Below are 24,764 nucleotides of genomic sequence, written 5' to 3'. Positions count from 1 at the left end.
CGATTGATTTCGCTACTGATACCGTATCCGCGGGTCTATGAAGGCGTAGGTTATATCCGCCAGCAGGTTGGCGATGACGAACCCCGCCGAGCCGAGTATCCCCACCGCCAGTATGATGGGATAGTCGCGGTTGAAGATGGAGTCTATGGTGAAGTTGCCGACTCCCGGAATGCCGAGTATGCGCTCGACGATGAAGCTAGTGATGAATATGCCCGCCAGCGAGAATGACAGCAAGGTAACGATGGGAATCATCGCGTTCTTCAACACATGACGCACATCGACCGTGACTACCGAAAGTCCCTTGGCATTTGCGGTTCGGATGAAATCCTGCCCGAGAACGTCTAAGGTGCTCGCGCGCATGAAGCGCACCAAGCCCGCCACTCCGAATACGCCCAATGTGATGACCGGCGTGATAATACGCGGGTCCAAGAGTCCACCCCATCCGGAGCAGGGAACCAGGCTCAGTTTCAGACACAATCCCCAGAGGACGAACGGGATGGTAATCATGATAGGGATCGAGCTGAAGAACAGCGCTATCGCGACGACGGCAGGGTCCAGCCAAGTGCCTTGCCGGTGGGCGATGTAGAAGCCTAGAGGCAGACCGATGACGAGGCTGGCAAACATCACTGCGATATTGAACTGGAAGGACACCCACATCTTCGGGAACAGCAACTCGGATACCGAGCGCCCGCGATAGCGGTAGCTCTCGCCGAAGTCGCCGCGCACTACGCCCCACATGTATGTCGCGTACTGCACGCCGAACGGCTTGTCCAGCCCAAGTTGCCCGCGTATCTGCTGCGCCGCCTCTTCATTGTAGCGGCTGCCGAGAATGACTTCGGCAGGATCGCCGGGACCAAATCTCAGCAGCGTAAAGGTAACGAGACTTGTCGCTATCAGCAGCACGGGCAGCCAAAGCAAGCGGCGCGCTATGTACACCCACATAGTAAAGTCTTTCAGTGGTCAGTGGTCAGTGGTCAGTGGTCAGTGGTCAGTGTGTCGGTTGTTAGTGGTCAGTCGGTCAGGCATTCAGCGCGGCAGCCGGCGAACTTCTTCGATGGCGCCCACAACAGCGCAAGGATAGCCTGTACTCAGATGCTACGCAACGCCGTCACTGCCCGACAACTGAAAACTGACGACTGAAAACTAAAAACTCCTTACCAACTCCGATGCACCAATATGCGCGACCTATCGGCTTCGCTCAGGTGTCGCTCTATCTTGCTGGCAAAGTCGGCTATCGTCTCTTCGACGCTGCCATTGCCGGTGTCCAGCGAAATCTTGCGGCGCAGCGTGGAGTTGGCGACCGCCTCTTCGTAGCGGCTCAGCACGGTCGGGATGTCGTCCACCGTCAAGGGGCTATGCTCGCGCGGGTCAGCCTGCATGCGCTGTGCGATGACCTCGGCGGACGCCTTCACATGCACCAGCACGATGTCCGGCGCGAACCGCAGGATGCTGTCTTCCACCTGCCGCGAGACCGTCTTGCGGTCGTGGTCCTGGTGGTCTGCGCCGTAGCCGAAATACATCGGGCTGTACACCGCGTCGTCGATGTGCAAGCCGATAGCCATCCAGTCCGGACCGAGCCACGAATTCGGCTGGATGTGGTAGTACAGGCTGTGCCGCTGCGTCATCTCCCTGAGGATGGGGCTGAGCGCGAGCACCTGCTGTCGCTCTTCTTCGGTCATGTCCGGCTGCGGATGCCCCGATGTGTGCGGCAGCTTCCAGTGGTCGTGAATCAGAGGAAAGCGCGCGCCGATGTTCGCCTCCATCCAATCGTCGATAGCAAACGCCAGCGTGCTAGTCCCCGTGTACTCGCATCCCGCCAATATCAGTCGCATTTTTATCCTCCGGTGAGAAGTATTTCAGTCTGTCAATTTGTCAGTGCGTCAGTCTGACTAACTGAAAGACTGACGCACTGTTAGACTAACATGCTAGTTGTCGTAGTCGAAGTACACGTACCGCAGCTTGGGGATGGTCATCGGCACTAGGCGATAGTCCTTGATGTGCGGCTTGAGCAGCAAGTTGCGCTCGCTGCGGTACCACAGCGGCACCCACGCGGCATCGTCTATTATCATCTGCTCCACCTGATTATACAACTCGACCCGCCGCGCGGAATCTCGTTCAACGCGCGCCTCTTCCAGCATCGCGTCAACCGTCGCATTCGAATATGCGCCGTGGTTGGTCTCGCTTTCGGTGTGGAACAGGATGTCCAGGAAGTCCTGCGGGTCCGGGTAGTCCGCCTGCCAGCCGAGCGCGTATATCTGGAAGTTGCGCCGGTTCAGGTCTTGCAAGTATGTCGCCCACTCGGACTGCTGAATCTCCACTTCCACGCCGAGACCTGTCTTCCACATTTCTAGGATGACCTGCATGTCGATGCCGATGTCGCCGCCCGTGCCGGACACGGACAGCACGATGCGCGGTCCATCGTCAGCGTAGAACGACTCGCCTTCGCCAAGTTGGAAGTCGCCGGATGCGCTTGCTTCGTCGCAACGGGCAGCGTTGGCGTATGCAGACGCGCAGATTTCGTCAACGGCGCGCTCTAGGTCATACGTCAAGCCTTCGATGTCATCGGTATAGCCGGGGAAGCCGGGCGGGAGTATGCCGTATGCCGGCACCGTCAGTCCGGACAGCACTTCGTTCGCGATGAGTTCCTTGTCGATGGCGTAGTTCAGCGCGCGGCGGAAGTGTAGGTCGTCGAACGGCGGATTGTCCACATTGAAGCCGATGTACGACACGCTGAAGCCCGGCGGCGCGACCTTCAACTCTGCGTTCAGCGGCTCGTTCGGATCGCTCAGCCGCTCAAGGTCGAACAGCCCGACGCCCGTGATGTCTATCTCGTCGTTCTCGTACAGCGCCATCGCCTGACCGCCCGCCAAGTTGAACACGGCTTGGTCTATATACGCCGGCTCGCGGTAGAAGTTGTCGTTGCGCTCCAAGATGATGTGCTCGCCTATCCGGTATTCCTTCAGCTTGAACGGACCCGTCGAGTTGGGCGCGTCAGTCCAGTTGTCGCCGCCCGCTTCCACATTCGCCTTGTCCACCACGAAGGCGGTCGGGTATGTCAGCTTGGCGAGGAAGTATGCGATGGGCGCGTCAATGGTGATTTCGAGTGTGCGCTCGTCGATGGCTTTGACGCCGGTAATCTCGGTCGCCTCGCCGTCCAGCACTTCGGTTACGCCCACTATGTCGCTGAGATAAGTGCGCGCGACCGGCGACGCCAGTTCGGGGTCTGCCGCGCGGTTGAGCGAATAAACGAAGTCCTGTGCCGTTACGGGCTTGCCGTCCGCGAACTTGGCGTCGGGCAGCAGGTGGAATGTATAGACCATGCCGTCGTCGCTAATCTCCCACCGTTCCGCGATGTCCGGCACTATCTGCAAGTCGGTGTTCAGCGTAACCAGCCCGCTGTACACCTCGCCCACGATGAACGCGGATGTGGTATCGGATGTCTTGTGCGGGTCGAGCGTCGGCGGGTCGCTGAACAGCCGGCGCATCACGCCGCCTACGGGCTTGTCGCTGTCGCGCTCGGTCGATGCCGCGCTTATGGCGGGAGAGGCAGTCGGCGGCGCTGTCTGCACCGGAATGCTTGTCGGTGTGCCGGACGGCGCAGACGTGCTAGGCGTGCTTTGCTGCTGTGCAGAAGATTGCATAGCAGCCGGTGATTCCGGCGTCGCGGTCGCCTCTGCCGTAGTTTCGCTGCCTGCGGTCGGCTGCGCGACGGCTGGGGCCGGCTCTTCGACAGCGACATCCGAGCTGCATGCAAGCAGCGCGAATATCGCTACCAGCATCATCGGGATAATCATAAATCTGCTTATGTTGTTCACCATGTTTATCACCCCCGTCCTAACCTTCCCTCTTCAAGTGGGAAGGGACTCTATTCATCCTCAAAACGCTATTAATTTAACGAAAAGAGAAATGTACATTAGCACGAAAAGTCGCGTCTATTATAATTATGATGTACTTTCGTCATTTCCGATTTTTGTCGTCAGCCATGCCTTGATGAAATCGTCGAGTTCGCCGTCTAGCACGGCATCGACGTCTGAGGTGTCGTAGCCGGTGCGGTGGTCTTTGACCATCTTGTACGGATGCAGCACGTAGCTGCGAATTTGGTTGCCCCATTCCGGCGACACATGCTCGCCCTTGAGCCGCGCAATCTCGCGCGCCTTTTCTTCCATCTCCCGCTCGACCAGCCGCGACAGCAGTATTCGGATCGCGATTTCGCGGTTCTGGTGCTGCGAGCGCTCGTTCTGGCAGCTGACGCGGATTCCTGTCGGCAGGTGGGTTATTCGCACCGCGGTCGAGTTCTTCTGCACATTCTGCCCGCCGTGTCCGCCCGCGCGGAACACATCTACCCGCAGGTCGTCCGGGTTGATGGCGACATCGACGCCTTCCTCCACTTCGGGCAGCACTTCCATCAGCGCGAACGATGTATGCCGCGCGTGGTCGGAGTCGAACGGCGATAGCCTGACGAGCCGGTGAACGCCGCGTTCCGCTTGCAGATAGCCGTAAGCGAACCTGCCCGTAACCTGAATCACCGCGCTCTTGATGCCGGCTTCGTCGCCGACCGACACATCCAGCACATCCTGCTTGAACCTGCGCTGTTCTGCCCATCGCAGGTACATCCGCATCAGCATGCTTGCCCAGTCCTGCGATTCTACGCCGCCTGCGCCTGCGTGCAGCGCGACGATGGCGTTGCGCTCGTCGTACGGACCGGACAGCGTCAGATCGAATTCCAGCTCGGCGAGTCTGCGCCGCATTTCTGCCAATTCCTGAACAAAGGTGTCCAGCAGAGAATAGTCTCCCTCCTCGATGGAGAGCAGCAGCAAGTCTTCGAGCGATTCCGCCTGCGTTTCGAGCGTACGCCAGTCTGCGACCTTTCCCTTGAGGTCGGACAGCCGCTGCATCTTGCGCTGCGCCGCTTCCGGCACATCCCAAAAGCCTTGCGCCGTCGCCTCTTCTTCGAGCGCGGCTATCTCCTTCTCATCAACAGGCAGGTCAAAGACGCACCAGAAGTTCGGCAATCCTGCCCCTCACATCCGCAATCTGACTCTTAATATCCTGCATCGTAACTAGCATCCTCGCGAGTCGCTGTGTAAATTATGAAACGCGCTTCCTGCAAAAGTGGTTAGCAGCCGCGCCGTAAATGATTATATCAGCGTAACCGATTAGTATAAACTAATCTTGATATATGCCGTGCCGCTCGCCTGCCCATGGTCTTTTGGTTGTCACCCTGCCATTATCTTTCGATTGTCACCCTGAACGAAGTGAAGGGACTAAAATCGCCGTGTGAAAACAAGGCAACCCATAGTCAGCAATTTTAGATTTCTCGCTTCGCTCGAAATGACAGGTATAAATTGCATCTGTGAAATCGTCTTGTGAATATTGGCAATGTTGGCGCGTGATGATTGACGGTGTACAATCCTGTTCTATCGATACCTGATTGCAAACAACGACGCGCCTGAGGCAGGCCAATTAAGGCAAGCATAGAGGCAGCCCATAGGAGCATGCCAAAAAGGCAGGAATGGAGAAGGTGAATATGCTGGACTTGCTCATCGCCAATGGGCTTATCATCGATGGTACTGGCAGTCCCGGCTTTTACGGTGCGGTGGGCGTTGAGGGCGATGTGGTGCGCGTGTTTCGCGGCGACATCAGCGGCGTCGATGCGACGCGCACAATTGACGCCACCGACCATGTTGTCTCGCCCGGCTTTATCGACATGCACTCACACGCCGGTCTGGTTATATTGTCCGAACCGGAGCATCATCCAAAGGTGCGGCAAGGCATCACCACCGAGCTCATCGGCGTGGACGGCAATTCCTACGCGCCGTTCCACAAGCACGAAGACTTTCTCGACTTCGTTGCGCTCAATTCCGGCCTTGACGGCAACCCGCCCTTGCCCGGCAGGTGGTCCACGGTTGAGCAGTATCTCGCCATGTTCGACCGGAAGACGGCTGTGAACATCGCGTACATTCTGGGCAATGCGCCGGTGCGCATCAACGCCGTGGGCTGGGACGACAGACCCGCGACCGAGTCCGAGATTGCGGACATGAAGGCGATTACCCGCGAGGCGATGGAGGAAGGCGCTGTTGGGCTGTCCACCGGGCTGGACTACCCGCCGGGCAGTTACGCGGACACGGACGAACTCGTTGAACTGAGCGAGCTTGTCGCGGATATGGGCGGCTTTTACCACACGCATGTGCGCTATCGGCTCGGCGACCGCTATCTCGACCCGTTCCGCGAGGCGCTCGAAATCGGCACGCGCAGCCGCATCCCCGTGCACATCACGCACTTCTTCCAGCGCGCCCCCAGCACCGGCGGCGGGCAGGGGCTGCTCGACCTAGTTGAAGACGCGGCGGACGGCGGGCAGGATGTTACTTTCGATAGCTACCCGTATGTGTTCGGCAGCACGCGCTTGCTGATTATGGTGCCGGATTGGACGCACGACGGCGGCGTCGCGAATCTGAAAGCGGCGCTGGCATCGGAGGACGCGCGCAAACGTCTGCGCCGCGAGATGGAACCGCGCGGGCCCTCTTGGGACAATGTCTGGCTGACATACTTCAAGCAGCCGCACAACCACTTGTATGAGGGCATGTCAGTGGAGGCGATCGCCGCCGTGCGCGGGCAGCATCCGGTCGATGCGATATGCGACCTGCTGCTCGAAGAAGACTTGCAGACCTGCTATGTAACGGACGGCGCGAACGGCAACACGCTGCCTGCGTTCGTCAGCCATCCGCTGTCGATGGTTGGCAGCGACGCCGTGCTGGTAGGCGATTTCCCCAGTCCGCGCACTTATGGCTGTTTCCCCGTCATTCTCGCCGAGTATGTGCGTGAGGAAAACCAGCTCTCGCTGCCGGAGGCGATACGCAAGATGACATCGTTCGCTGCGCAGCGCATCGGACTGAGCGACAGGGGCATCTTGCGGGACGGCATGAAAGCGGACATCACCGTGTTCCACCCGCGCAATGTGCACACTCCCGCCACGCGCACAGAACCCAAGCAGTTCCCCATCGGCATCGAATACGTCATCGTCAACGGTACTGTCGTCATAGACAACGGCGAACACACCGGCGCGCTGCCGGGTCGCTCCGTCGGCAGGTAGCGGATAACCATGCCATCGCCAAATACGCCGCCACGAAATGCACAGATGTCGAATAAGCAGCCGCCGGACTCTCATTCGTCAGGCACGCAGTTGGCACAAGAGCGCGAGCAAGTCGGCGAATCCAGCCACGAGTACGACAAAGATGTGCATGCCAGCCTGCCGCCAGCCACTCAATCGCAGCACTCGCACGCCGGTCAATCCGTCCGCGTGCGCCTTGATGATGCATTGAACAACCTGCCGCGGCAGTGGGATGCCGACCCCTTGCCGCACATAGAAGCCGCGTTGAATGCGTCCGGCAGAAAAATCGTCATATTGGACGACGATGTGATGGGCACGCAGAGCGTCCACGACATCGCGGTGCTGATGGACTGGTCGGTGGACGCGCTGTGCTCGGAGTTGGAATCGGACAGCCGCGCGTTCTTCGTGGTGACCAACGCGCGCACGATGCCCGAATCGCAGGCGCGGACGGTCAGCGCATTCATCACGCGCAACCTGTGCGAAGCGGCGCGGCAGGCGGGCGTCGATTTCTCGATAGTGAGCCGCCTTGATTCCACCCTGCGAGGACACTTCCCCACCGACATGCGCGCTATCGAATCCGCGCTCGCTCAAGATTCGTCCGCCAAACCCGCAAGCGACAAGGCTGGCAATCCTAATCCGAGCGGCTGGATAATCGCGCCGCTGTTCTTAGAAGGCGGCCGCTTCACCATCAACGACACGCAGTATGTACTAGACGGCGAGTGGCTAGCACCCGTCGGCGAAACCGAGTTCGCCCGCGACCCAGCGTTCGCCTTCACATCGTCCAACCTGCGCAAATGGGTCGAAGAAAAGACCTCGGGCGAAGTGCCAGCCGATTCAGTGGCGAGCGTCAGTATCGAAGACCTGCGGCTAGGTGGTCCCGAACGAGTAGCAGCGATTCTATCGACTCTCTCGAATAGCGGCATCTGCGTCGTGAGCGGCGCGAACAACCGCGACATGGAAGTGTTCGTGCAAGGCATGCTGCAAGTCGAATCGGGCGGCAGGCGATTCCTGTTCCGCGCCGCCGCATCGTTCATCAAGGCGTTGTTGGGGCAGACTGAACGCCAATTGCTGACGCCCGCCGAACTCGGCATGAGCGCCGGCAGCGTGGGCAGCGACAACGGCATGCTAATCGTCGTAGGCTCGCACGTGCCGCGCACGACCGGGCAGCTCGACCACCTGCTCGCGAACACCGGCGCGCGCGGCGTGGAAGCGAATGTCAGCCACTTGCTTGCGGACAGCACGCGCCAAGCCGAGATTGACCGCAGCATCCGCGCCGCCGAAGACGCCGTCCGCGAAGGCAAGGACGCCGTGCTGTACACCAGCCGCGCGCTCGTTGAGGGACGCAGCGCAGACCACAGCCTCGCCATCGGACACCAGGTATCGCAGGCAATCTCCGAGATTGTCGCGGGCATCGGCGTGCGCCCACGCTGCGTCGTGGTAAAAGGCGGCGCGACATCATACGCGGTCGCGACGAAGGCGCTTACTGTACGGCGCGCATGGTCGCCGGGACAGGCAGCGCCGGGCGTGCCGGCTTGGATACTCGGCGACGAGACGCTGCATCCCGGCATGCCCTGCATCATATTCCCCGGCAACGTGGGCGACGACGATGCCCTGACAAACCTAGTCGTAAGGCTGAATGACAGATGACCCGCAGAACACCGAAACGCAGATCAGGTACACGCAACTCGCCCGCGCGTAACTCACCCGCAAGCAGGCAAGACACGCGCAGAACGCGAACACCACGCGGAAATGCGAATGTACGCGGCGGAAACGCGCAGAGTGGCAATGCACGCGGTCGTAACACAAGTGGCAAGAACTCCGACAGCGAAAATGCGCGTGGCAGAAATCCGCGCAGCAGGAATACGGACAGTCAAATTGAGCGCGGCAGGAATGCTCGCCGATCGAAAGTGCAAGGTGGAAATACCCGCAACGCAGCCGCGCGCAGCGACAAGCCGGACATCAACACCGCGCAGGTTTATGAAGTGGAGACTGTCATTGGGTTAGAGGAGTACGCCCGCCGTGAGATACGCAGGCTGTTCGGCAAGGCGTCGTCGGGCAGGGCAGTGTTGGGCAGGGCAGTGTTGACTAATGGCGGCGGCGCTGATGGGCGCTTTGGCTTGCGCTTTGACGGCAGCATCCGCCGCTTCGGCGAACTCCGCACGATAACCGCCATCCACAGAGTCGAAACATTCGCCGTGCCGCGTCCGCGCGCGCTGCTCGGGCATCAGCATTTGACTCGCCTGCTCAGCGCAATTCGCAGCGTACTGGACGCTCGACCTGACGGCGCGTTTCGCACATTCCGCATTGCGGCGGCAGGATCGGACAGCGGCGTCTATGCTCGGCTCCGCGAGGAAATCGCCGCCGCCATCGCGCTCGAACCGACCGAAGACGCCGCGAATCTGCAAATCGCCGTGCGCCGCGCGACCGAAGACGAAGGTGGCTGGCAGGCACTCATCCGCACAAGCCCTTTGCCGCTGTCCGCGCGCAGGTGGCGTGTCTGCGACATGCAGGGCGCGCTCAACGCCACCGTCGCGAGTGTGATGGTGAATCTCGCCAAGCCGCGCCAAGACGAGCACGTGCTGAACCTATGCTGCGGCAGCGGCACTCTGATGATAGAGCGGCTCGGCATGGGACGCGCCGCGAGCGTTACCGGCGTGGACATCAGCGAATCCGCGTTGCAGTGCGCCGATGCCAATCTGCGCGCCGCCGGACATCGCACATCGGTGTCGATGCTGCAAGCCGACTGCGCCGACATCCCCCTGCCTGACGCCGGCGTGGATACGATAACAGCAGACTTGCCGTTCGGCATGGTGCAGGAAGGCTTGCCAAAAGGTGCCGAAATCGCATCTCTATATCGCGCCGCGCTCGCCGAAGCCGCCAGAGTCGCCGCGCCGGATGCCGCGTTCGTCGCCATCACCACGCGCCACCGCGCAATGCTCGACGCCATCTCAGAGTCCTCGCAGTGGGACTTGAACAAGGAAATCCCTATCAGCATCCCATACCGGCGCGGCTATATCCGCCCGCGCATCTACCTACTGCGACGCGCCACAAATATGGGCGGTCGGCTATAATTTCTGCAATTGAAATTGATGTACAGGATGTATGGGATGTATGGAAAGATGGTACGGGAGCAATTCGCGGATTACCTGCATCGGCATTCCCGGAATAACCGGAGGGCAACAATATGAAACAACTCACACTACAACCCATTCGCGGCGTGCGGGGCGAGATACGGCTGCCCGGCTCCAAGAGCATGTCCAACCGCGTGCTGCTGCTCGCCGCGCTTGCCGAGGGCACGACGCAGGTTCGCAACTTGCTGGAATCCGACGACACCACGCACATGCTGAACGCGCTCGCCGCGTTGGGTGTGCGAATTCGCCACTCCGACGATGGCGCGTACTGCGAGGTTACCGGGCTTGGCGGCGCGTTCCCTGAAGGCGAAGCGACTCTGTTTCTCGGCAACTCCGGTACGACGATGCGCTCGCTGTGCGCCGCGATTTGCGCGGGCAACGGTCGATACACGCTCACAGGCGAGCCGCGCATGCTGGAGCGTCCGATTGGCGATCTTGTGGATGCGCTGCGGCAGGTTGGCGCGCGGATTGCGTACACCGGCGCGGACGGCTACCCGCCCCTAGCCATCGACGCGTGCGGGTTGAAAGGCGGCACGGTTCGCATTCGCGGCAACATATCCAGCCAGTACCTCACCGGCATGCTGATGGCTGCGCCTATGGCTCTCGCGCCGCTGACCATCGAAGTCGAGGGCGATTTGGTATCCAAGCCATATATCGAGATGACGCTCGACGTGATGCGGCGCTTTGGCATCGAGGTCGAACGCAGCGACTACGAATGGTTCCGCCTGCCCGGCAACCAGCACTACACATCGCCCGGCAGCATACTCGTGGAAGGCGATGCGTCGTCCGCGTCATACTTCCTGTCCGCCGGCGCGATTGGCGGCGGTCCTGTGCGCGTCAACGGCGTGGGCGACGACAGCATTCAAGGCGACATCGCGCATGCGGAGGTTCTGCAGCAGATGGGCGCGAATGTGTCCAGCGGGCCCGACTGGATCGAGATTTCGCGCGGTTCGCTGACGGGTATCGACGCCGACCTGAACCACATTCCGGACGCCGCTATGACTGTCGCGGTTACGGCGCTGTTCGCCGAGGGCAAGACGACGATTCGCAATGTGCACAACTGGCGCGTCAAGGAGACCGACAGGCTCGCGGCGATGGCGACTGAGCTGCGCAAAGTTGGCGCGGGCGTCGTGGAAGGCGAGGACTACATCGAGATTACGCCGCCGGCTAACATCCGCACCGCCGTCATCGACACCTACAACGACCACCGCATCGCAATGTGCTTCTCACTCGCCGCGCTAGGCAATTCCAGCATCACCATCAACGATCCCGACACCGTATCCAAGACCTTCCCCGACTACTTCGACCGGCTGCGGGAGATTTGCGAGTAGGATAGGGCAGTGTGTAGGCGCTCTGCCCCCATCCCTAAACCTTCAAGACGATTTCACAAATCCCTATCGTTGTCATTCCGAACGCAGTGAGGAATCTGAAATCGTTGCATGCAAACCTGTTTCCGGCTTTAGATTTCTCGCTTCGATCGAAATGACAGGAAAATGGCGAAATGTCAACACCACCTAGAAGGAAACGCTATCTAATCCTCCTACGCCAGCGTGGGCATCACCTTATCGGCGAAGAGCTGCATTGATTGCTTTATCTCTTCGTTGGTCAGGCGGCCTCGGCGGTTGAACTCCAAGATGCACTCGGTCATGCCGGGCAGGTCTGCGCGCAGTTGGCTTAGCTGCTCAATGCAGCCTTCCGGGCTGTCGTAGATGGAATACTTCAGCGCCTCATCAAAGTCCCAAGTCGCCCAGCCGCCTACGCCGCTTGTGAAGCTGTGCCGCGCCGTGCCTATCGATGACGCCGTAGGGTCCGGCGCCGCCGTGTTCACCACATCATCGTCGCGCCAATTGCGCCGCATCAGTTCGTGCGCCTTCTCGCGCGTCTCCGCGACGAAGAACGATATGTTCACATGGAACGGCTGCGGATGCGCGGCGATTTTGCCTTTCGTAGCCTGCTCGAACTCGCGCAGGCGGTCGATCATTCTCGGCATCGGCTGGCTCAGCGTCGTGCCGATGACGCCCAGACCCATGCGCGCCGCATACGGGAATGTTTCGTCGCTGTTCGCGGCGAGCAGCAGCGGCGGGAACGGCTCTTGCACCGGCTTCGGCATCACCAGCAGGTCCTTCATCCCCCAGTATTCGCCCTCGAAGTTCGCGCGCTCTTGCGTCCACGCTGCCTTCAGCAATTCGATGCCCTCTGCGACGCGAGCGCGGCTTTCTGCGCTGCTAATGTCGCCCGCCTGACCGAATGCCTGACCGGACGGCGATCCCCAACGCCCGCCAAGGCACAGGTCGAGCCTGCCGTTTGTCAGAATGTCGCAGGTTGCCGCTTGCGTAGCCATGTGGATGGGATGGTGCAGCGGGAACTGCGCCGCCAGCGTGCCGAAGCGGATGCGCGGCGCGAGGTGGGCGGCGGAACACGCCACCATCAGCGGATTGGACATCGGGCGGCCGGGGAAGAATGTCGATTCCGCGAGCCACGCCGTCGTAAAGCCGAGCTTGTCAGCGAGCGCAATCTGCTCGATGGTCTCCCAGTGGCGGCGCGCCACCGATGAGCCTAAGTATCCGGGGACTTGCCAAAACGCGCCAAATCTCAATATGGGTAGCCTTGTCCTCTCGCCTATAGGTGAATGCTTTAGGTGGATGTTTAGGTGGATGTTTAGGCGGATGCTTTGGATGGATGCTATTAGGTCGCGGTGATATAGAGTTGCAGTATTGATGTGTATTATACTGCCCATCCTAGCCTTCCCCCACAGGTAGAAGGAACTGCTATGGCAGGCGGATGGAAAGGCACTCTTCGGCTAGGACGCCGGTTATGACTTCGATTCGGTCATTCCAGCGGCACATTTGCAGCAGGCGTTCGAGTGTGTAATCGCCCCACATCGTCTGTTCGGCGGTCGGTCTGCCACCCATTACCAAGCACGCGATGTTCGCGTTCATCATCGCGCCGCAGCACATCGGGCATGGCTCGAATGTCGTGTACATCGTAGCGCCTGCCATGTTGTCCGTGCCGAGCACGACTGACGCCTCCCGCAGCGCGACAGATTCCGCGTGCGCCGTCGGATCATTTGTCGTCGGTACGAGATTGCGGCCGCGCGCGATAAGCTCGCCGCCAAGTACAATCACCGACCCAACGCCGACATTGCCCTCATCCGCCGCCCGCTGCGCCTCTTCGAGCGCGATCCGCATATACCGTTCGTGAACTGCTGTTGTGGTCACTGTGGTCACCGTTGTCATAGCGGTCATGGCTGGCTCTTTATGCGACAGGATATTCCTTGCGCTTGTTCGCCCTTACTCTGCCCCATCCTGCCTATACGCAGCGCAATCGTTGAGTGCATCGATTAACAACTCACCGCCTCTGCCTCTAGCGCCTCTGCCTCTATCGCCGGCGTCTCTAGCGGGATTTCGATAAGCATTTCGGTGTATTCGTCGGGCTGGGATTCTACGGTGATGGTGCCGCCGTGTTGACGCACTATGTCGTTGGATATTGCCAAGCCGAGGCCCGTTCCCTTGTCGGTGGGCTTGGTGGTGAAGAACGGGTTGAAAATCTTGTCGATGATGTCCGGAGGCATGCCGCCGCCGTTGTCTCTGATGCGGATTTGGATATTGTGATCGCTCCTGTGCGTGGCAATCCATAGCGTCGGCATGTACGGCTCGGAGTCCGCCGGGTGTCCCTCTGCGGCAATTTCCGCATCTATCGTGCGCCGCTTTTCGTCCGTGGCGTCGCAGGCGTTCCCGACCATGTTCAGGAAAACACGGCCCAAGTCTCGCGGCACGACATTCACCTCGCCCATGTTCGGGTCCAAGTCGCGCTCTATGCCAAGCTGGAACTCGGTGTCGAGCGCGCGCGCGCTGTGATATGCCAGCCGCGCGTGTTCGTCCAGCAGCGAGTTTATGTCGGTCATACGCTGTTCGCCCGTGTCCCTGCCCATCATCAGCATGTCGTTCACGATGCGGTTTGCGCGGTCGCCGTGAGTACGGATGCGTTCCATGTTGCCGGTCAGGTCGCCGGTTATCTCATCTAGGTAATCCTTGTCCTCTTCGTCCAGGTCATCCGCGACATCCGTCATCAGTTCGCCGAGCTCGTCAAGCAACTCTTCCGATGCCTCCGAGAAGTTCTTAATGAAGTTCAGCGGATTGCGGATTTCGTGCGCGACGCCGGCGGTCAGCTCGCCCAGCGCCGCCAGCTTCTCTCGCACCACAATCTGGTCTTGCGCGCGTTCTAGGTCCGCAAGCACGGTCTCCAGCTCTTCGTTCTTGTTCAGCAGTTCATCGGCGAGTTCTTCTACGAGGTTCAGGCGCTGCGCCTCAAGCGAATTTCGGCGGAACACTTCGAGCGCACGCGCCATGTCCGCCACTTCGTCTCGACCGTCCAATTCGACCTCAGTCTCCAAATCGCCGCCCGCCATTTCCAACATGCGGTCGTGTAGCGTCCACAAGCGGCGCAGCAGCATTCGCCCGACAAACAACCACGCTATCAGCGCGCCAACGATGCTAACCGCGCTAATCGCCAGCAGCAGCGTCCTGCCCGTCAGTATCGCCTGCGCGGATGTTAATGTCGCCTCATCCGCGCTGGTTCGTGCCGATTCTACCAGCGCATCGACTTCTTGCACCAGCGTGGACGCGATGGCGCGGTTGAGCGCGAGCAGGTCTTGTTGCTGCTGCTTTATCACAAGCTGCCGTTCAAGCAGGTCGAATCCGCTGTCCGTGCCGGTGCCAAGCTCTACAAGGCGGCTCATCAGCGGCAATATCTGAGGACGGTAGGGCCAGCCTTCGAGCGCCGCCAAGTTGCGGTCCATACTGCCTGCGGCAGACTCGAAACGTTCGCGCAGAGGCTCGATGTGCGGCGCCGACGACACGGAGAAGGAGCTTTCCAATATCTGGCTCGCGGTAGTCGCATCGGCATGCAGACCGGCTAGGCTGCGATAGCGCGCGAGTTCAGCTTCCGAGAAGTGTTCGACGCGCTCCGCCGGCGCGTCTCCCAAATTGCGATAGCCTGTCATCGTATAGAAGAGCTGGTTGTCCACTGCGGGCACCATCACATCGTCAATCTGCTCGCGCATAATGGCGAGTTCGCTCCGCAGCGCATCTTTCTGCTCGTTAATCTCGAAAATCTCGGTCATGCCGCTTTCGATTGCGCCAATGCCGATGGTGAGGGTATCCACCTGCGAGCGTATATGTTCCGATGTGCCACCTTCGTCGTCCGATATCTGCACATCGTCAAGATTCAAGAGGTCCGTCAAGCCGGGAATATCGGGCAAGCGCTGCAAGCTGATAATCGTCGTGTCGCTCGACATATCCGCGCCAAGCAGGACGGTAAGGTGCTGGTCTAGTGAGATACGCGCGTCGTCGATAGCCGCCGATACGTCAGCAAGCTCTTCCGGACTCGTTGACGCGGTGAGCAACGGTGCGGCGTTCACCAACGTGCCGCTGTTCTGTGCGATGCCGAACGCTGCCACGACCTCCGGCAGGCTGTCTTCGTTCACCGTGCTCTGCGCCTCGCCGACGCTGTTGAACGAAATCCAGCCGACCAAACTCGCCGCGATAGTCAGCGCGACCGCACTGCCAATCGCCAAGTATAGTTGAGTGGATATGCGGTAGCGGCTCTCAAGAAGCCGTCTAATACCCGATTCAGGAGGCTGATGAGTGATCAATTCGCAACCTCTTGCCTAGTTGTCGCTCAAAGTGGTTACGGGATGGTATTCGCCGTCCTCGCCGATAACGGTGATGAACACCTGGTCCGACCCCTGATTGTCGTCGCCGAAGCGCAGCGGAAACCCTTCGATGTCGATTCCGTCCGTGCTGTTCAGTATGTCCAGGAAGCACGCGCGGTCAACATCGCGACCGCACCGCTGCAAGCCTTCAATGGCAAGCCGACCTGCCAAATAGCCCTCCAACGACACGAAACCGGGGTCGGAGAATCTGTCGTATGCGGATAGCGCTTGCAGGTACGCAGATACTATGGGCAGCGATGAGTCCGTCGGGAACGGCACGACTTGCGTAACATACACGCCCGCGCCATCCGTGCCGAGTTCGTTCGCGAGTGCGTTGCTGCCAACGAACGACACCGTCAGGAACACAGGTGATGTGCCGGTGAACCGCGCCAGTTCCACCAGCGCGGCGACGGGTTCGTACGCGCCAATCATTATTACCGCTTCAGGGTCCCCCCGGTTCAAGTCGAGCAGCGCCGCACGCACTGCCTTGGTGTTGCGCGGGTACAAGCCGATAGACACGGGTTCCATGCCGCGCCGGTCAAGCGCCTGTCGCACGCCACGATAGCCCGCCCGTCCGTACGAATCGTCCTGATACAGCACTCCGATGCTCGTTATGCCCAAGTCCTGCGTCAGGCGCTCGACCATCTCCTCGGTTTCTTGATAGTAGGACGCGCGCAGGTTGACGATGTTGTCCCAGTCGTCGTCGCGCAAGAACTCGGCGCCGGTGAATGGCGCGATGAACGGTACGCCTGCGTCCGCGGCGATAGGCGTGGCAGAGCGCGATGTGGGCGTGCCTACTTCGCCGATGAGCGCGAACACGCCCTCTTCCTCAATGAGCTTCAGCGTATTCGTGATGGCGGCTTCCGGCTCGTATGCGTCATCGAGCGATACTAGCTTCAGGATGCGGCCATTCACGCCGCCCTGTTCGTTCACTTCATGGAAGGCGGCTTCGATACCCAGCCGCATGTTGGATCCGAGTTCAAGCGCGGGACCGGACAGCGCGGCGGATTGCCCGAACAGCACCTCGTCGTCGGTTACGCCACTGCCGCCCGCGCTGGCACTGGTGGCGATTGCGCTGTTGCCAGTCGCGGCGCCAGTCACGGGGCCAGTCGCTAGGGTATCCCCCGCGCTTGCCGCCGCCTGTGCAGTTTGCGATACGGCAACGGGTGTGCTCCCTTCATTCGACCCTGTATCGGAGCAGGCGGCGAGGGCGACAGCTAGAGTTAGCAGAACGGCGGCTCCAATACTGAATGAAGTAAGTGGAGCCGGGATGTTCATTTCTCCCTCCGCTTGACTAATCGCAAGTGGTTGCGGTCACATTCGCGCTTGTAGTCCACCTCGTCCATCATGGATTTGACCAGATGGATGCCCAGCCCGCCAACGGGTCTGTCCAGCATAGGTGCTTCGGTGTCCGGTTCCGGCGCGTCCGTCAGTGGGTTGAACGGCGGACCCGCGTCAACCAGGTCCACGGTGAGCTCGCTCGGCTCGGAAGTGATAATAATCTCGAAAGCCTCGCCGGAATCGCCGCCGTACGCGTACTCCATGATGTTTATTCCCAGCTCCTCGATGACCAAGTTCATCGTAAAGAGAAGTTCGGGCGGCCATTCTTCCTGAAGGCTGATGGATTCGATCGCATCAACGATGCGGTTCAATGCTTCAGGCGAAGATTCGATATTCAGCGATACTTTTGCGCTCAAGGCTGGCACTCAACTTCGGCGTAGGGTTGAACAAGTGTTATCGTCGGACTGCGCTGCGCCGTCCGCGAATGAGCTTATGGGATTGTCCGGCACGGCGTCCGCGAAGTCGAACGCGCCGCGGTTCATTGCAGTGCGGATGTCGGACATGACACCGTAATCGGAGATGATGACGGAGCGGATGTCGCGGTGCACGCGCTGGCGAACCATAGCTTCAATCTCAGGTTCGTCGTCCACCACCAAAATCTTGTATTCGGCTTCCCTCACGGAATTCCTCCCAATTCGTGCGGATATTGCAACCGGCTATGTGGTTGTTTGGACTATGCGCTTATATGGGCGGTATAAATTATGGCTGTCAGCGCGCGGGTGCGAGCGCAAAATGGCGACTCTGCACAAGCGCCGCTCCGCGATGACATATCCGCCGCTTGCCGCTAGTCGCCAAGAGCCTCTACCGCGGCCGTGCGGTTGGGATGGACAGGAATAATTTTGTCGAATCCGCTGATTTCGAAGACTTCGCGAATCTGCTCGGAGAGCGAGCAAATGGCGAACTTGGAATTCTGCTTCTGGAGCGCGCGCGCCATCAGCAGCACCACGCGCAAGCCCGCGCTGCTGATGTACGAAAGCCCTTCGCAGTCCAAGATTACGATGCGATCGCTCTCACTAATGTCAGCCTCTAGCGCCTGCTGAAACTCGCCGGCATTGGTGCCGTCAACACGGTCTTCCACCATTGCAACTAGGATGTCGCCTTCTCTTTCAATGTTAACTTTCACGGATATTGTCTCCTTGGCTTGCAGGTAGCTGAAGTTGCGGCTTCAATTGCTATGGGTATTTTACATCAAAGGATAGGCATTGCAAATTACTGGAAAAGTTTAGAGCAAGGAATGTCTGCCTCTATACCCTCCAATAAATCTCCACAACACCTAACACTACCATAGACTACCATAGACTACGGCACTTATAAATTGCAGTTTAACGCAGTTTTTCTAAACAAGATGTACAGGATTGGTAGAATAGCGTCCCTCACTGGCGCGGCAGCTCTTCCGTCGAATACTCGAAGTATGTGTCGCTCACGCGCTGGTGCAGGTCGCGGCATAGTTCGTTCGCGCGCACCAGCATCGCCTTCTTGTCTTGCCTGTCGGGCCATTCGTAGTGGATCATCGACGACAGCCTGCCTGCAAGCCGCCTTGTCGAATCGCTCGCTCGCGCGTCCGGACCCGTGCCGATGGACGATATTTCCAAGCCTGCCCGGTCCAGAGTGCGCGCCAGCGATACGGGCAGCAATCCGTCGGTCGCCAGCACATCCAGCACATTACCCGGCGCCACTTCGACATTGAAGCGGCGGTTGTACGCCTCTACCGCGTGGTACATTCGCAGCAGGGTCATCCAGTCCGCGATGTTGACATCGCCGTTTTCGCCGCTCTCGTCGAGTTCCAGCTGCGTTATCAGCAGCGAGGTAAGCAGCTGCGCGCGCTCGATGAACTGCCCAAGCCGCAGGAAGTGCCAACCTTCGTCGCGGTACATCGTGGTGGACGCCACGCCGTTGAATGTGTCGATATCCTCCTCCAAGTTCGCATAGAAGCTCTCCGGAGAGGTGCGCCAAATATCCTCGATGTTCAAGTCCTTGATGCGCAGATACGCGAGGTTGAGGCACGACCACATTTCCGCGCTGATCGACCAGCGCATCTGCCGTGCGTTCTCCCTGCCCAGCGCGAAGCAGCTCCACACCGATTCCGGGTTGTCCCGCTCGAATGTAGCGTCTCCGGCGAGCGTGTACGAGTCTGCCAGCGCGTAGCTATCGCTGTCGAACGACTCGATGTAGCCGGCGGGCGGAACGCGACCCACGCTGCCGTAGATGCGGCTCCAGCCTAGGTTAATCTCTCGGACGGGACGGTCGATCAGCGCCTGAGACTGCAAGCGAAGCAGGCGGCACAGGTGCTGTGACCGCTCCAAGTAGCGGCTCATCCAATATAAACCTTGCGCGGTGCGGGCAAGCAATTCGGTTATACCTCTTCCTCGTCGTCTTCTTCCGGCATTAGCACGAACTCGGGGTACGACTCTATCCCCAGATCGCCCGCGTCCATCCCGATACGCTCCACACTAGGCGAAACGCGCGCGCTCAGCGCGATGTCCAGCAGCTTCCACACTATCCACGATACACAGAACACGAACACGCCAACCGCCACAATGCCGATGAGCTGCGCGACAATCTGCGTCAGGAACGGTCCCTTCGTGATGGCGACCGCGAGCGTGCCCCAGATGCCTGCGAACAGGTGCGCCGGTATCGCGCCGACAACATCGTCCAACTTCAGCCGTTCCATAAGTTTGACGGCGAGCACCAGTATAATGCCGCCCACCGCGCCGATGATGATAGCCAACCAGTGGTCAACCATGTCCGGCGCCGCGGTAACGGACACCAGCCCGGCGATTGCGCCGTTCAACCCTGCCACCAAGTCCATGCGTCCCAGCACCGGGCGGGACACTGCGAGCGCAGCCATCACGCCGGCAGCCGCGCCGAGGTTCGTGTTCACCATCACATTTGCCATCGAAACGACATCGAGTGCGCTGCCCAGCGCGAGCTGCGAACCCGCGTTGAAGCCGAACCAGCCGAACCAAAGAATGAACACGCCCAGCGTTACGACCAGAATGTTCGACGGCGGCGTGGAGCGAACCGACCCGTCGCGGCGGAACTTGCCGAGTCGCGGTCCGACAATCAGCACGCCGGCGAGCGCTGCCCAGCCGCCCGTGCTGTGCACTATGGTCGATCCCGCGAAGTCTTGGAAGCCCAGCTCGGCGAGCCAGCCTCCACCCCAAGTCCACGCGCCAACGATGGGGTATATGACCGCAGTCAGCGCCAGCGTGAACAGGAAGAACGGCCACATCTTCACGCGTTCCGCCAGCGCGCCCGACACGATGGACGCCGCCGTAGCCACGAAGACCATCTGGAAGAACCAGTCGGACATCGTGGCATAGCCATTGCCGATAACTGCCGCAGTCGCGGATTCGTCGCCCCCCAGAAGCGCGAGTTCTTCGGCGGAGGACTGGTACATCAGGTTGAACGAACCGATGACGCCGCCCACAATGTCCACATACATCAGGTTGTATCCGATGACGAAGTAGGCGAGACCGGCGATGGAGTATATGCCAATGTTCTTCAGGCAGATGGTCGATGCGTTCTTCGTGCGCACCGAGCCGGATTCCAGCATCGTAAAGCCGGCGCACATCCACATTACCAACGCCCCCCAGATGAGGAACGAGAATGTGTTGAAGACGAACATCGTCTCCTCGTCCACGCCCGCCGCGTGCGCCATGTCCGGTCTCACGAATATGCAGACGACGGACACCAGCAGCAGCGCCGCAAGTGTCGCGTACTTGTGCCGCCTATAAAAGGCTGCGAATGTCTTCATGCGTGCGTCCTTTCTTCATGCATATTTCGTCTAACGGGATGGAGAGTATAGGCAGAATGGGGCAAAACGGCACTCAGTTCATGTCATACCTTGTAGTTTCCGGCTTGCTAGGTTCTGTGGACATTTGCCCAGATACGCTTATTTTGCCCAGATACGCTTATAATGTCATTCCGAACGCAGTGAGGAATCTGAAATCGTTGCACATAAGCCTATTTTCGACTTTAGATTTCTCGCTTTCGCTCGAAATGACAATGACAAGGAAATCAGAGTCATCGTCGAACCGTCCACAGAGCCTAATCCTCCAACACCCACATGTCCTTGCCGCCGCCGCCTTGACTCGAATTCACTACGAGGCTGCCGCGCTTGAGCGCCACGCGACAGAATGCGCCTGGCACTATGCGCGTTTGGCGTCCGTGCAGCACGAATGGACGTAAGTCCACATGTCGCGGCTCGAAGCCGCCTTCGATGAAGCACGGCGACTGCGACAGGTCCAGCGTGGGCTGCGATATGAAGTCCGCCGGGTCTGCCAAAATCTGCTCGGCGTATTCGTCGCGCTCTGCCTGTGTGGCGTGCGCGCCTATCAGCATGCCGTAGCCGCCCGATTCTCCCACGCGCTTGACCACAAGCTTGTCTAGGTTGTCCAGCGTGTACTCCAAGTCCTGCGGCCTGCGGCACAGGTATGTCTCCACGCTTGCGAGTATCGGCTCTTCGCCCAAGTAATAGCGGATCATATCCGGCACAAAAGCGTACACGCTCTTGTCGTCCGCGACGCCGGTGCCGGGTGCGTTCACCATCGTTACATTGCCGCGCTTGTAGGCGTCTATCAGGCCTGGCACGCCCAGCAGCGAATCCTTCCTGAACACCAGCGGGTCGATAAAGTCGTCGTCCACGCGGCGGTAGATGATGTCCACGCGGCGCAGTCCCTTCGTCGTGCGCATATACACGACGCCGTTGTCCACCTGCAAGTCTCTGCCTTCGACCAGCTCCGCGCCGATTTCCTGCGCGAGGAACATGTGCTCATAGAACGCCGAGTTGTAGATGCCGGGCGTCAGCAAAGCGATGGTAGCGTCGGTCCTGCCTTCAGGTGCAAGCTCGGCCAGCGTCTCGTGCAATACGCTGCCGTAGTGTTCCACCTCGCGCACTCTCGATTGGCGATATAGGAGGCGGAAGCTCGTCTTGACCGCCTTGCGGTTCGCAATCATGTAGGACACGCCGGACGGCACGCGCAGGTTGTCTTCGAGCACCATAAAGCCGTCGTTGGTGCGCACGATGTCCGTGCCGCATATCGAAACCCAAGCGCCGTGCGGCGCGGAAAAGCCGCGCATCTCGGTACGGTACTGCGGGCAGTTTTCCACCATGTCCGCCGGTATCACGCCATCCGCGATGATTCTCGGCATTGTGCCGTTGCCGCCGGATTCGCCGTCTGCGCCCACCGGCGCCGCGTTGCCGTACACATCCTGCAGGAACAGGTTAAGCGCCGCGATACGCTGCGTAAGCCCGCTTTCGATGTGCAGCCATTCGGAAGCGGACAACACTCGCGGCACGCAATCGACGGGTATGATGCGCTCCTCAGCCTCTTCGTCGCCGTAAACGGTAAATGTAATGCCTTCGTTCGAGAACGACCGCGTTACGCGCTCCTGAATGGTTGACAGCTCTTCCAGCGATATATCAAGCAGTTCCTGATGCAGCAGCAAACTATGCCTGCGAGGACTACCGTCATCAGAAAACATCTCATCATATATCGCCGGATTCAATCGATAAGCGTCAAAATCCATATCTTGCCACTTCTACCTAGGGTCTTTCGATCACTCATGTCACGATTGAGAAATATGCAAAAGTCCCTTCCCCCTTGATGGGGGAAGGTTAGGATGGGGGTGAAACTCCCGTCAATTGTCCTAAATGTACCCTTTTGCATATTTCTTTCATGATAATTCAGGTATTATTCAGGTCATTTCGAGCGAAGCGAGAAATCTAAACGCGTTAACTACGGACAGCCTTGTTTCCACACAACGATTTTAGACTCTTCACTTCGTTCAGGGTGACAACTGAAAGACCCTGCACTTCTACCCGTTTACCTTCGTGCGTTTACCATCGTGCCTTTGTGCCTTCGTGCGTTTGTGAATGAGTAGTGTGGGGGCGACTATATGATATTGTCAACCCAACCGATAATTGTCATTCTCACTATGCATTTGATTTTCAATTCGTCATTCCTGCGAAAGCAGGAATCCACGCGGTTGAGCTTCTTACGCGTTGCAATATTCCCTCTATGGTGAGAATACTTGATACTCGATAATTATCATTCCTAAATCGCCGCAGCCCGGCATTCCAAGGCTTCAGCCCCATGTCAAGGGGAAAGGGATTTATGGAAGGCTTCCATCGTCAAATGGAAAAGGGGCGGCACAGATACAATTCTCGAAATCAAGTCGCGCCATGTATTTATCGGGCATAATATCATGCTATTATAGTGTGCGCAAAAGCAAAATGAGATAGCATATAGTAAGCGCGGCATTCGCTCTGCTGACCCTTCTCCGCTGGGCGGGGGAAACGGTTGGAATGGATGTGAACGACATGATGCCCAACTTACAGAGAGGAGAAATTTCATGCTGAGATTCGCAGAGGAGGTTATTCTACTGCTGCTTAACGATGGCGACGGACGGTTCGCCCGCGTTCCCAAGTGGTCTTTGGACTACGCGCTCGCAGGCGGCGTGCTGATGGACCTCGCCTTGGAGAACCGCATCGACACCGACTTGGAGAACATGGTGCTGATCGACAGCACACCGACGGGCGACAGCCTGCTCGACCCGACGCTCGAGGATATTGCCGCCGGCACCAACCGCAACACGAGCTACTGGCTGGAGCAGACCGCGGACAAGGCGGACACCATCCGCGAACAGGTGTTGTCGCGGCTGATAGAACAGGGCATTTTGGAAGTGGAAGACGACCGTTTCCTGTGGGTGTTCCGTTCGCGGCGCTACCCGTCCATCGACGGCACCGCCGAGCGCGAGGTGAAGTTGCGCATCATGGGCGTCCTGTTCAGCGACGAGATACCGTCGCCGCGCGATGTGGTCATCATCTGCCTTGCCGACGCCTGCGGCATCTTCAAGAGCCTGCTATCCAACCGCGAACTAGACAACGTAGCACCCCGCATTGAACAAGTACGCCGCCTAGACCTAATCGGACAAGCGCTGTCAAGAGGTATCCACGACATCGAAATGACCATCGCCGCATCGGTGCAGCCGCACGCATACTAGGACGGCACACTAAGTCATACGCCTGACACTGGTTGACGATTGCAAGAGTCCCTTCTGCTCTTCGGACAGAAGGGACTCTTCTCGTATTCTCATCGCCGCTCTCCTTTCCCCGCGAAGCGGGAACGGCAGGTTGTTATACCCAATCTGTCAGCGCTGTCAGCGAATTAGGTTCTGCGGACATTTGCCCAGATACGCTTATAATGTCATTCCGCACCCAGTTTCCTTGTCATTCCGAACGCAGTGAGGAATCTAACATGTCCCCGCGAAGGCAAGGACCGTTGCACATAAGCCTATTTTCGACTTTAGATTTCTCGCTTTCGCTCGAAATGACAAGGCAATTAAAGCCATCGTCGAAATGTCCACACAGCCTAGTCAACACATACACGAATGACAGGCACAAAGGTCAAACTAGTACCAAGTCCATATGTTGTTGACACGAGCCGTTCTATTCATAACTTTGGCT

General features: G+C 59.1%; 19 protein-coding genes. 5 read left to right on the top strand and 14 right to left on the bottom strand.

All coding sequences use genetic code 11. The features are described from left to right. Positions 1–12: 12 nt before the first annotated feature. From F4X57_10785 to F4X57_10770, 4 genes are all read right to left on the bottom strand, one after another. The gene (locus tag F4X57_10785; GenBank protein ID MYC07636.1) at positions 13–942 is read right to left on the bottom strand and encodes an ABC transporter permease; all 930 of its coding nucleotides are present in this window, start codon (positions 940–942) and stop codon (positions 13–15) included. Between the two features lie 212 nt (positions 943–1,154). Next, positions 1,155–1,832, bottom strand: a complete 678-nt coding sequence (locus F4X57_10780) for a hypothetical protein (protein ID MYC07635.1) — start codon at positions 1,830–1,832, stop codon at positions 1,155–1,157. A 93-nt stretch (positions 1,833–1,925) separates the two neighbouring features. Next, entirely contained in the window at positions 1,926–3,818 is a 1,893-nt protein-coding gene (locus F4X57_10775; GenBank protein MYC07634.1) for a peptide ABC transporter substrate-binding protein, read from the bottom strand. 123 nt (positions 3,819–3,941) lie between these two features. Further along, positions 3,942–5,055 (bottom strand): peptide chain release factor 2 gene (locus tag F4X57_10770; protein MYC07633.1). Its coding sequence is split into 2 segments (ribosomal slippage): positions 3,942–4,988 and positions 4,990–5,055, totalling 1,113 coding nucleotides; the frame shifts between segments, so codons are not numbered across the junction. Between the two features lie 457 nt (positions 5,056–5,512). On the opposite strand from F4X57_10770, the gene F4X57_10765 reads away from it, so the two are divergent. The 4 genes from F4X57_10765 (at position 5,513) to aroA (ending at position 11,570) form a co-directional block, all read left to right on the top strand. After that, positions 5,513–7,090 (top strand): D-aminoacylase, encoded by a 1,578-nt coding sequence (locus F4X57_10765; GenBank protein MYC07632.1) that lies wholly within the window; start codon positions 5,513–5,515, stop codon positions 7,088–7,090. A gap of 9 nt (positions 7,091–7,099) precedes the next feature. Further along, the gene (locus tag F4X57_10760) at positions 7,100–8,755 is read left to right on the top strand and encodes a hypothetical protein (GenBank protein MYC07631.1); all 1,656 of its coding nucleotides are present in this window, start codon (positions 7,100–7,102) and stop codon (positions 8,753–8,755) included. Beyond that, complete coding sequence (locus tag F4X57_10755) at positions 8,752–10,179, top strand: methyltransferase domain-containing protein (protein ID MYC07630.1); 1,428 nt, start codon at positions 8,752–8,754, stop codon at positions 10,177–10,179. The genes F4X57_10760 and F4X57_10755 overlap by 4 nt, the downstream gene beginning before the upstream one ends. Before the next feature lie 113 nt (positions 10,180–10,292). Then, the gene (gene aroA, locus F4X57_10750) at positions 10,293–11,570 is read left to right on the top strand and encodes a 3-phosphoshikimate 1-carboxyvinyltransferase (protein ID MYC07629.1); all 1,278 of its coding nucleotides are present in this window, start codon (positions 10,293–10,295) and stop codon (positions 11,568–11,570) included. Positions 11,571–11,779: 209 nt separating this feature from the next. Here the strand turns inward: aroA and F4X57_10745 are convergent, their stop codons facing one another. The 10 genes from F4X57_10745 to F4X57_10700 form a co-directional block, all read right to left on the bottom strand. Beyond that, complete coding sequence (locus F4X57_10745; GenBank protein MYC07628.1) at positions 11,780–12,976, bottom strand: LLM class flavin-dependent oxidoreductase; 1,197 nt, start codon at positions 12,974–12,976, stop codon at positions 11,780–11,782. Positions 12,977–13,007: 31 nt separating this feature from the next. Then, entirely contained in the window at positions 13,008–13,484 is a 477-nt protein-coding gene (locus tag F4X57_10740; GenBank protein ID MYC07627.1) for a nucleoside deaminase, read from the bottom strand. A gap of 95 nt (positions 13,485–13,579) precedes the next feature. Beyond that, a complete protein-coding gene (locus tag F4X57_10735) occupies positions 13,580–15,892 on the bottom strand; it encodes a HAMP domain-containing protein (protein ID MYC07626.1) in 2,313 nt (770 codons plus the stop codon). A gap of 15 nt (positions 15,893–15,907) precedes the next feature. Then, positions 15,908–17,230, bottom strand: a complete 1,323-nt coding sequence (locus F4X57_10730) for an ABC transporter substrate-binding protein (protein MYC07625.1) — start codon at positions 17,228–17,230, stop codon at positions 15,908–15,910. Next, complete coding sequence (locus F4X57_10725; GenBank protein ID MYC07624.1) at positions 17,227–17,658, bottom strand: ATP-binding protein; 432 nt, start codon at positions 17,656–17,658, stop codon at positions 17,227–17,229. The genes F4X57_10730 and F4X57_10725 overlap by 4 nt, the downstream gene beginning before the upstream one ends. Continuing rightward, positions 17,659–17,913, bottom strand: a complete 255-nt coding sequence (locus F4X57_10720; GenBank protein MYC07623.1) for a hypothetical protein — start codon at positions 17,911–17,913, stop codon at positions 17,659–17,661. A 164-nt stretch (positions 17,914–18,077) separates the two neighbouring features. Then, positions 18,078–18,416, bottom strand: coding sequence for an STAS domain-containing protein (locus tag F4X57_10715; GenBank protein MYC07622.1), 339 nt, complete (start codon positions 18,414–18,416; stop codon positions 18,078–18,080). 250 nt (positions 18,417–18,666) lie between these two features. Then, complete coding sequence (locus F4X57_10710) at positions 18,667–19,608, bottom strand: alpha-E domain-containing protein (protein MYC07621.1); 942 nt, start codon at positions 19,606–19,608, stop codon at positions 18,667–18,669. Between the two features lie 38 nt (positions 19,609–19,646). Continuing rightward, the gene (locus F4X57_10705; GenBank protein ID MYC07620.1) at positions 19,647–21,050 is read right to left on the bottom strand and encodes an ammonium transporter; all 1,404 of its coding nucleotides are present in this window, start codon (positions 21,048–21,050) and stop codon (positions 19,647–19,649) included. Between the two features lie 293 nt (positions 21,051–21,343). Further along, positions 21,344–22,825, bottom strand: a complete 1,482-nt coding sequence (locus F4X57_10700; protein MYC07619.1) for a circularly permuted type 2 ATP-grasp protein — start codon at positions 22,823–22,825, stop codon at positions 21,344–21,346. 825 nt (positions 22,826–23,650) lie between these two features. On the opposite strand from F4X57_10700, the gene F4X57_10695 reads away from it, so the two are divergent. Next, positions 23,651–24,301 (top strand): GPP34 family phosphoprotein, encoded by a 651-nt coding sequence (locus tag F4X57_10695; protein ID MYC07618.1) that lies wholly within the window; start codon positions 23,651–23,653, stop codon positions 24,299–24,301. Positions 24,302–24,764: the final 463 nt, after the last annotated feature.

It is taken from the genome of Chloroflexota bacterium, from assembly GCA_009840355.1.
In the GTDB taxonomy this organism is placed as follows: domain Bacteria; phylum Chloroflexota; class Dehalococcoidia; order Lucifugimonadales; family JADFKI01; genus Bin90.
Note: the sequence above shows the minus strand (reverse complement) of the source record. Positions and strands in the feature narration are given on the sequence as shown.

Bases quoted from the DNA above. Each gene is read 5' to 3' on its own strand.
- F4X57_10785 (MYC07636.1), bottom strand. From the start codon at position 942: ATGTGGGTGTACATAGCGCGCCGCTTGCTTTGGCTGCCCGTGCTGCTG.
- F4X57_10780 (MYC07635.1), bottom strand. From the start codon at position 1,832: ATGCGACTGATATTGGCGGGATGCGAGTACACGGGGACTAGCACGCTG.
- F4X57_10775 (MYC07634.1), bottom strand. From the start codon at position 3,818: ATGGTGAACAACATAAGCAGATTTATGATTATCCCGATGATGCTGGTA.
- F4X57_10765 (MYC07632.1), top strand. From the start codon at position 5,513: ATGGAGAAGGTGAATATGCTGGACTTGCTCATCGCCAATGGGCTTATC.
- F4X57_10760 (MYC07631.1), top strand. From the start codon at position 7,100: ATGCCATCGCCAAATACGCCGCCACGAAATGCACAGATGTCGAATAAG.
- F4X57_10755 (MYC07630.1), top strand. From the start codon at position 8,752: ATGACCCGCAGAACACCGAAACGCAGATCAGGTACACGCAACTCGCCC.
- aroA (MYC07629.1), top strand. From the start codon at position 10,293: ATGAAACAACTCACACTACAACCCATTCGCGGCGTGCGGGGCGAGATA.
- F4X57_10745 (MYC07628.1), bottom strand. From the start codon at position 12,976: ATGGGCAGTATAATACACATCAATACTGCAACTCTATATCACCGCGAC.
- F4X57_10740 (MYC07627.1), bottom strand. From the start codon at position 13,484: ATGACCGCTATGACAACGGTGACCACAGTGACCACAACAGCAGTTCAC.
- F4X57_10730 (MYC07625.1), bottom strand. From the start codon at position 17,230: ATGAACATCCCGGCTCCACTTACTTCATTCAGTATTGGAGCCGCCGTT.
- F4X57_10710 (MYC07621.1), bottom strand. From the start codon at position 19,608: ATGAGCCGCTACTTGGAGCGGTCACAGCACCTGTGCCGCCTGCTTCGC.
- F4X57_10705 (MYC07620.1), bottom strand. From the start codon at position 21,050: ATGAAGACATTCGCAGCCTTTTATAGGCGGCACAAGTACGCGACACTT.
- F4X57_10700 (MYC07619.1), bottom strand. From the start codon at position 22,825: ATGGATTTTGACGCTTATCGATTGAATCCGGCGATATATGATGAGATG.
- F4X57_10695 (MYC07618.1), top strand. From the start codon at position 23,651: ATGCTGAGATTCGCAGAGGAGGTTATTCTACTGCTGCTTAACGATGGC.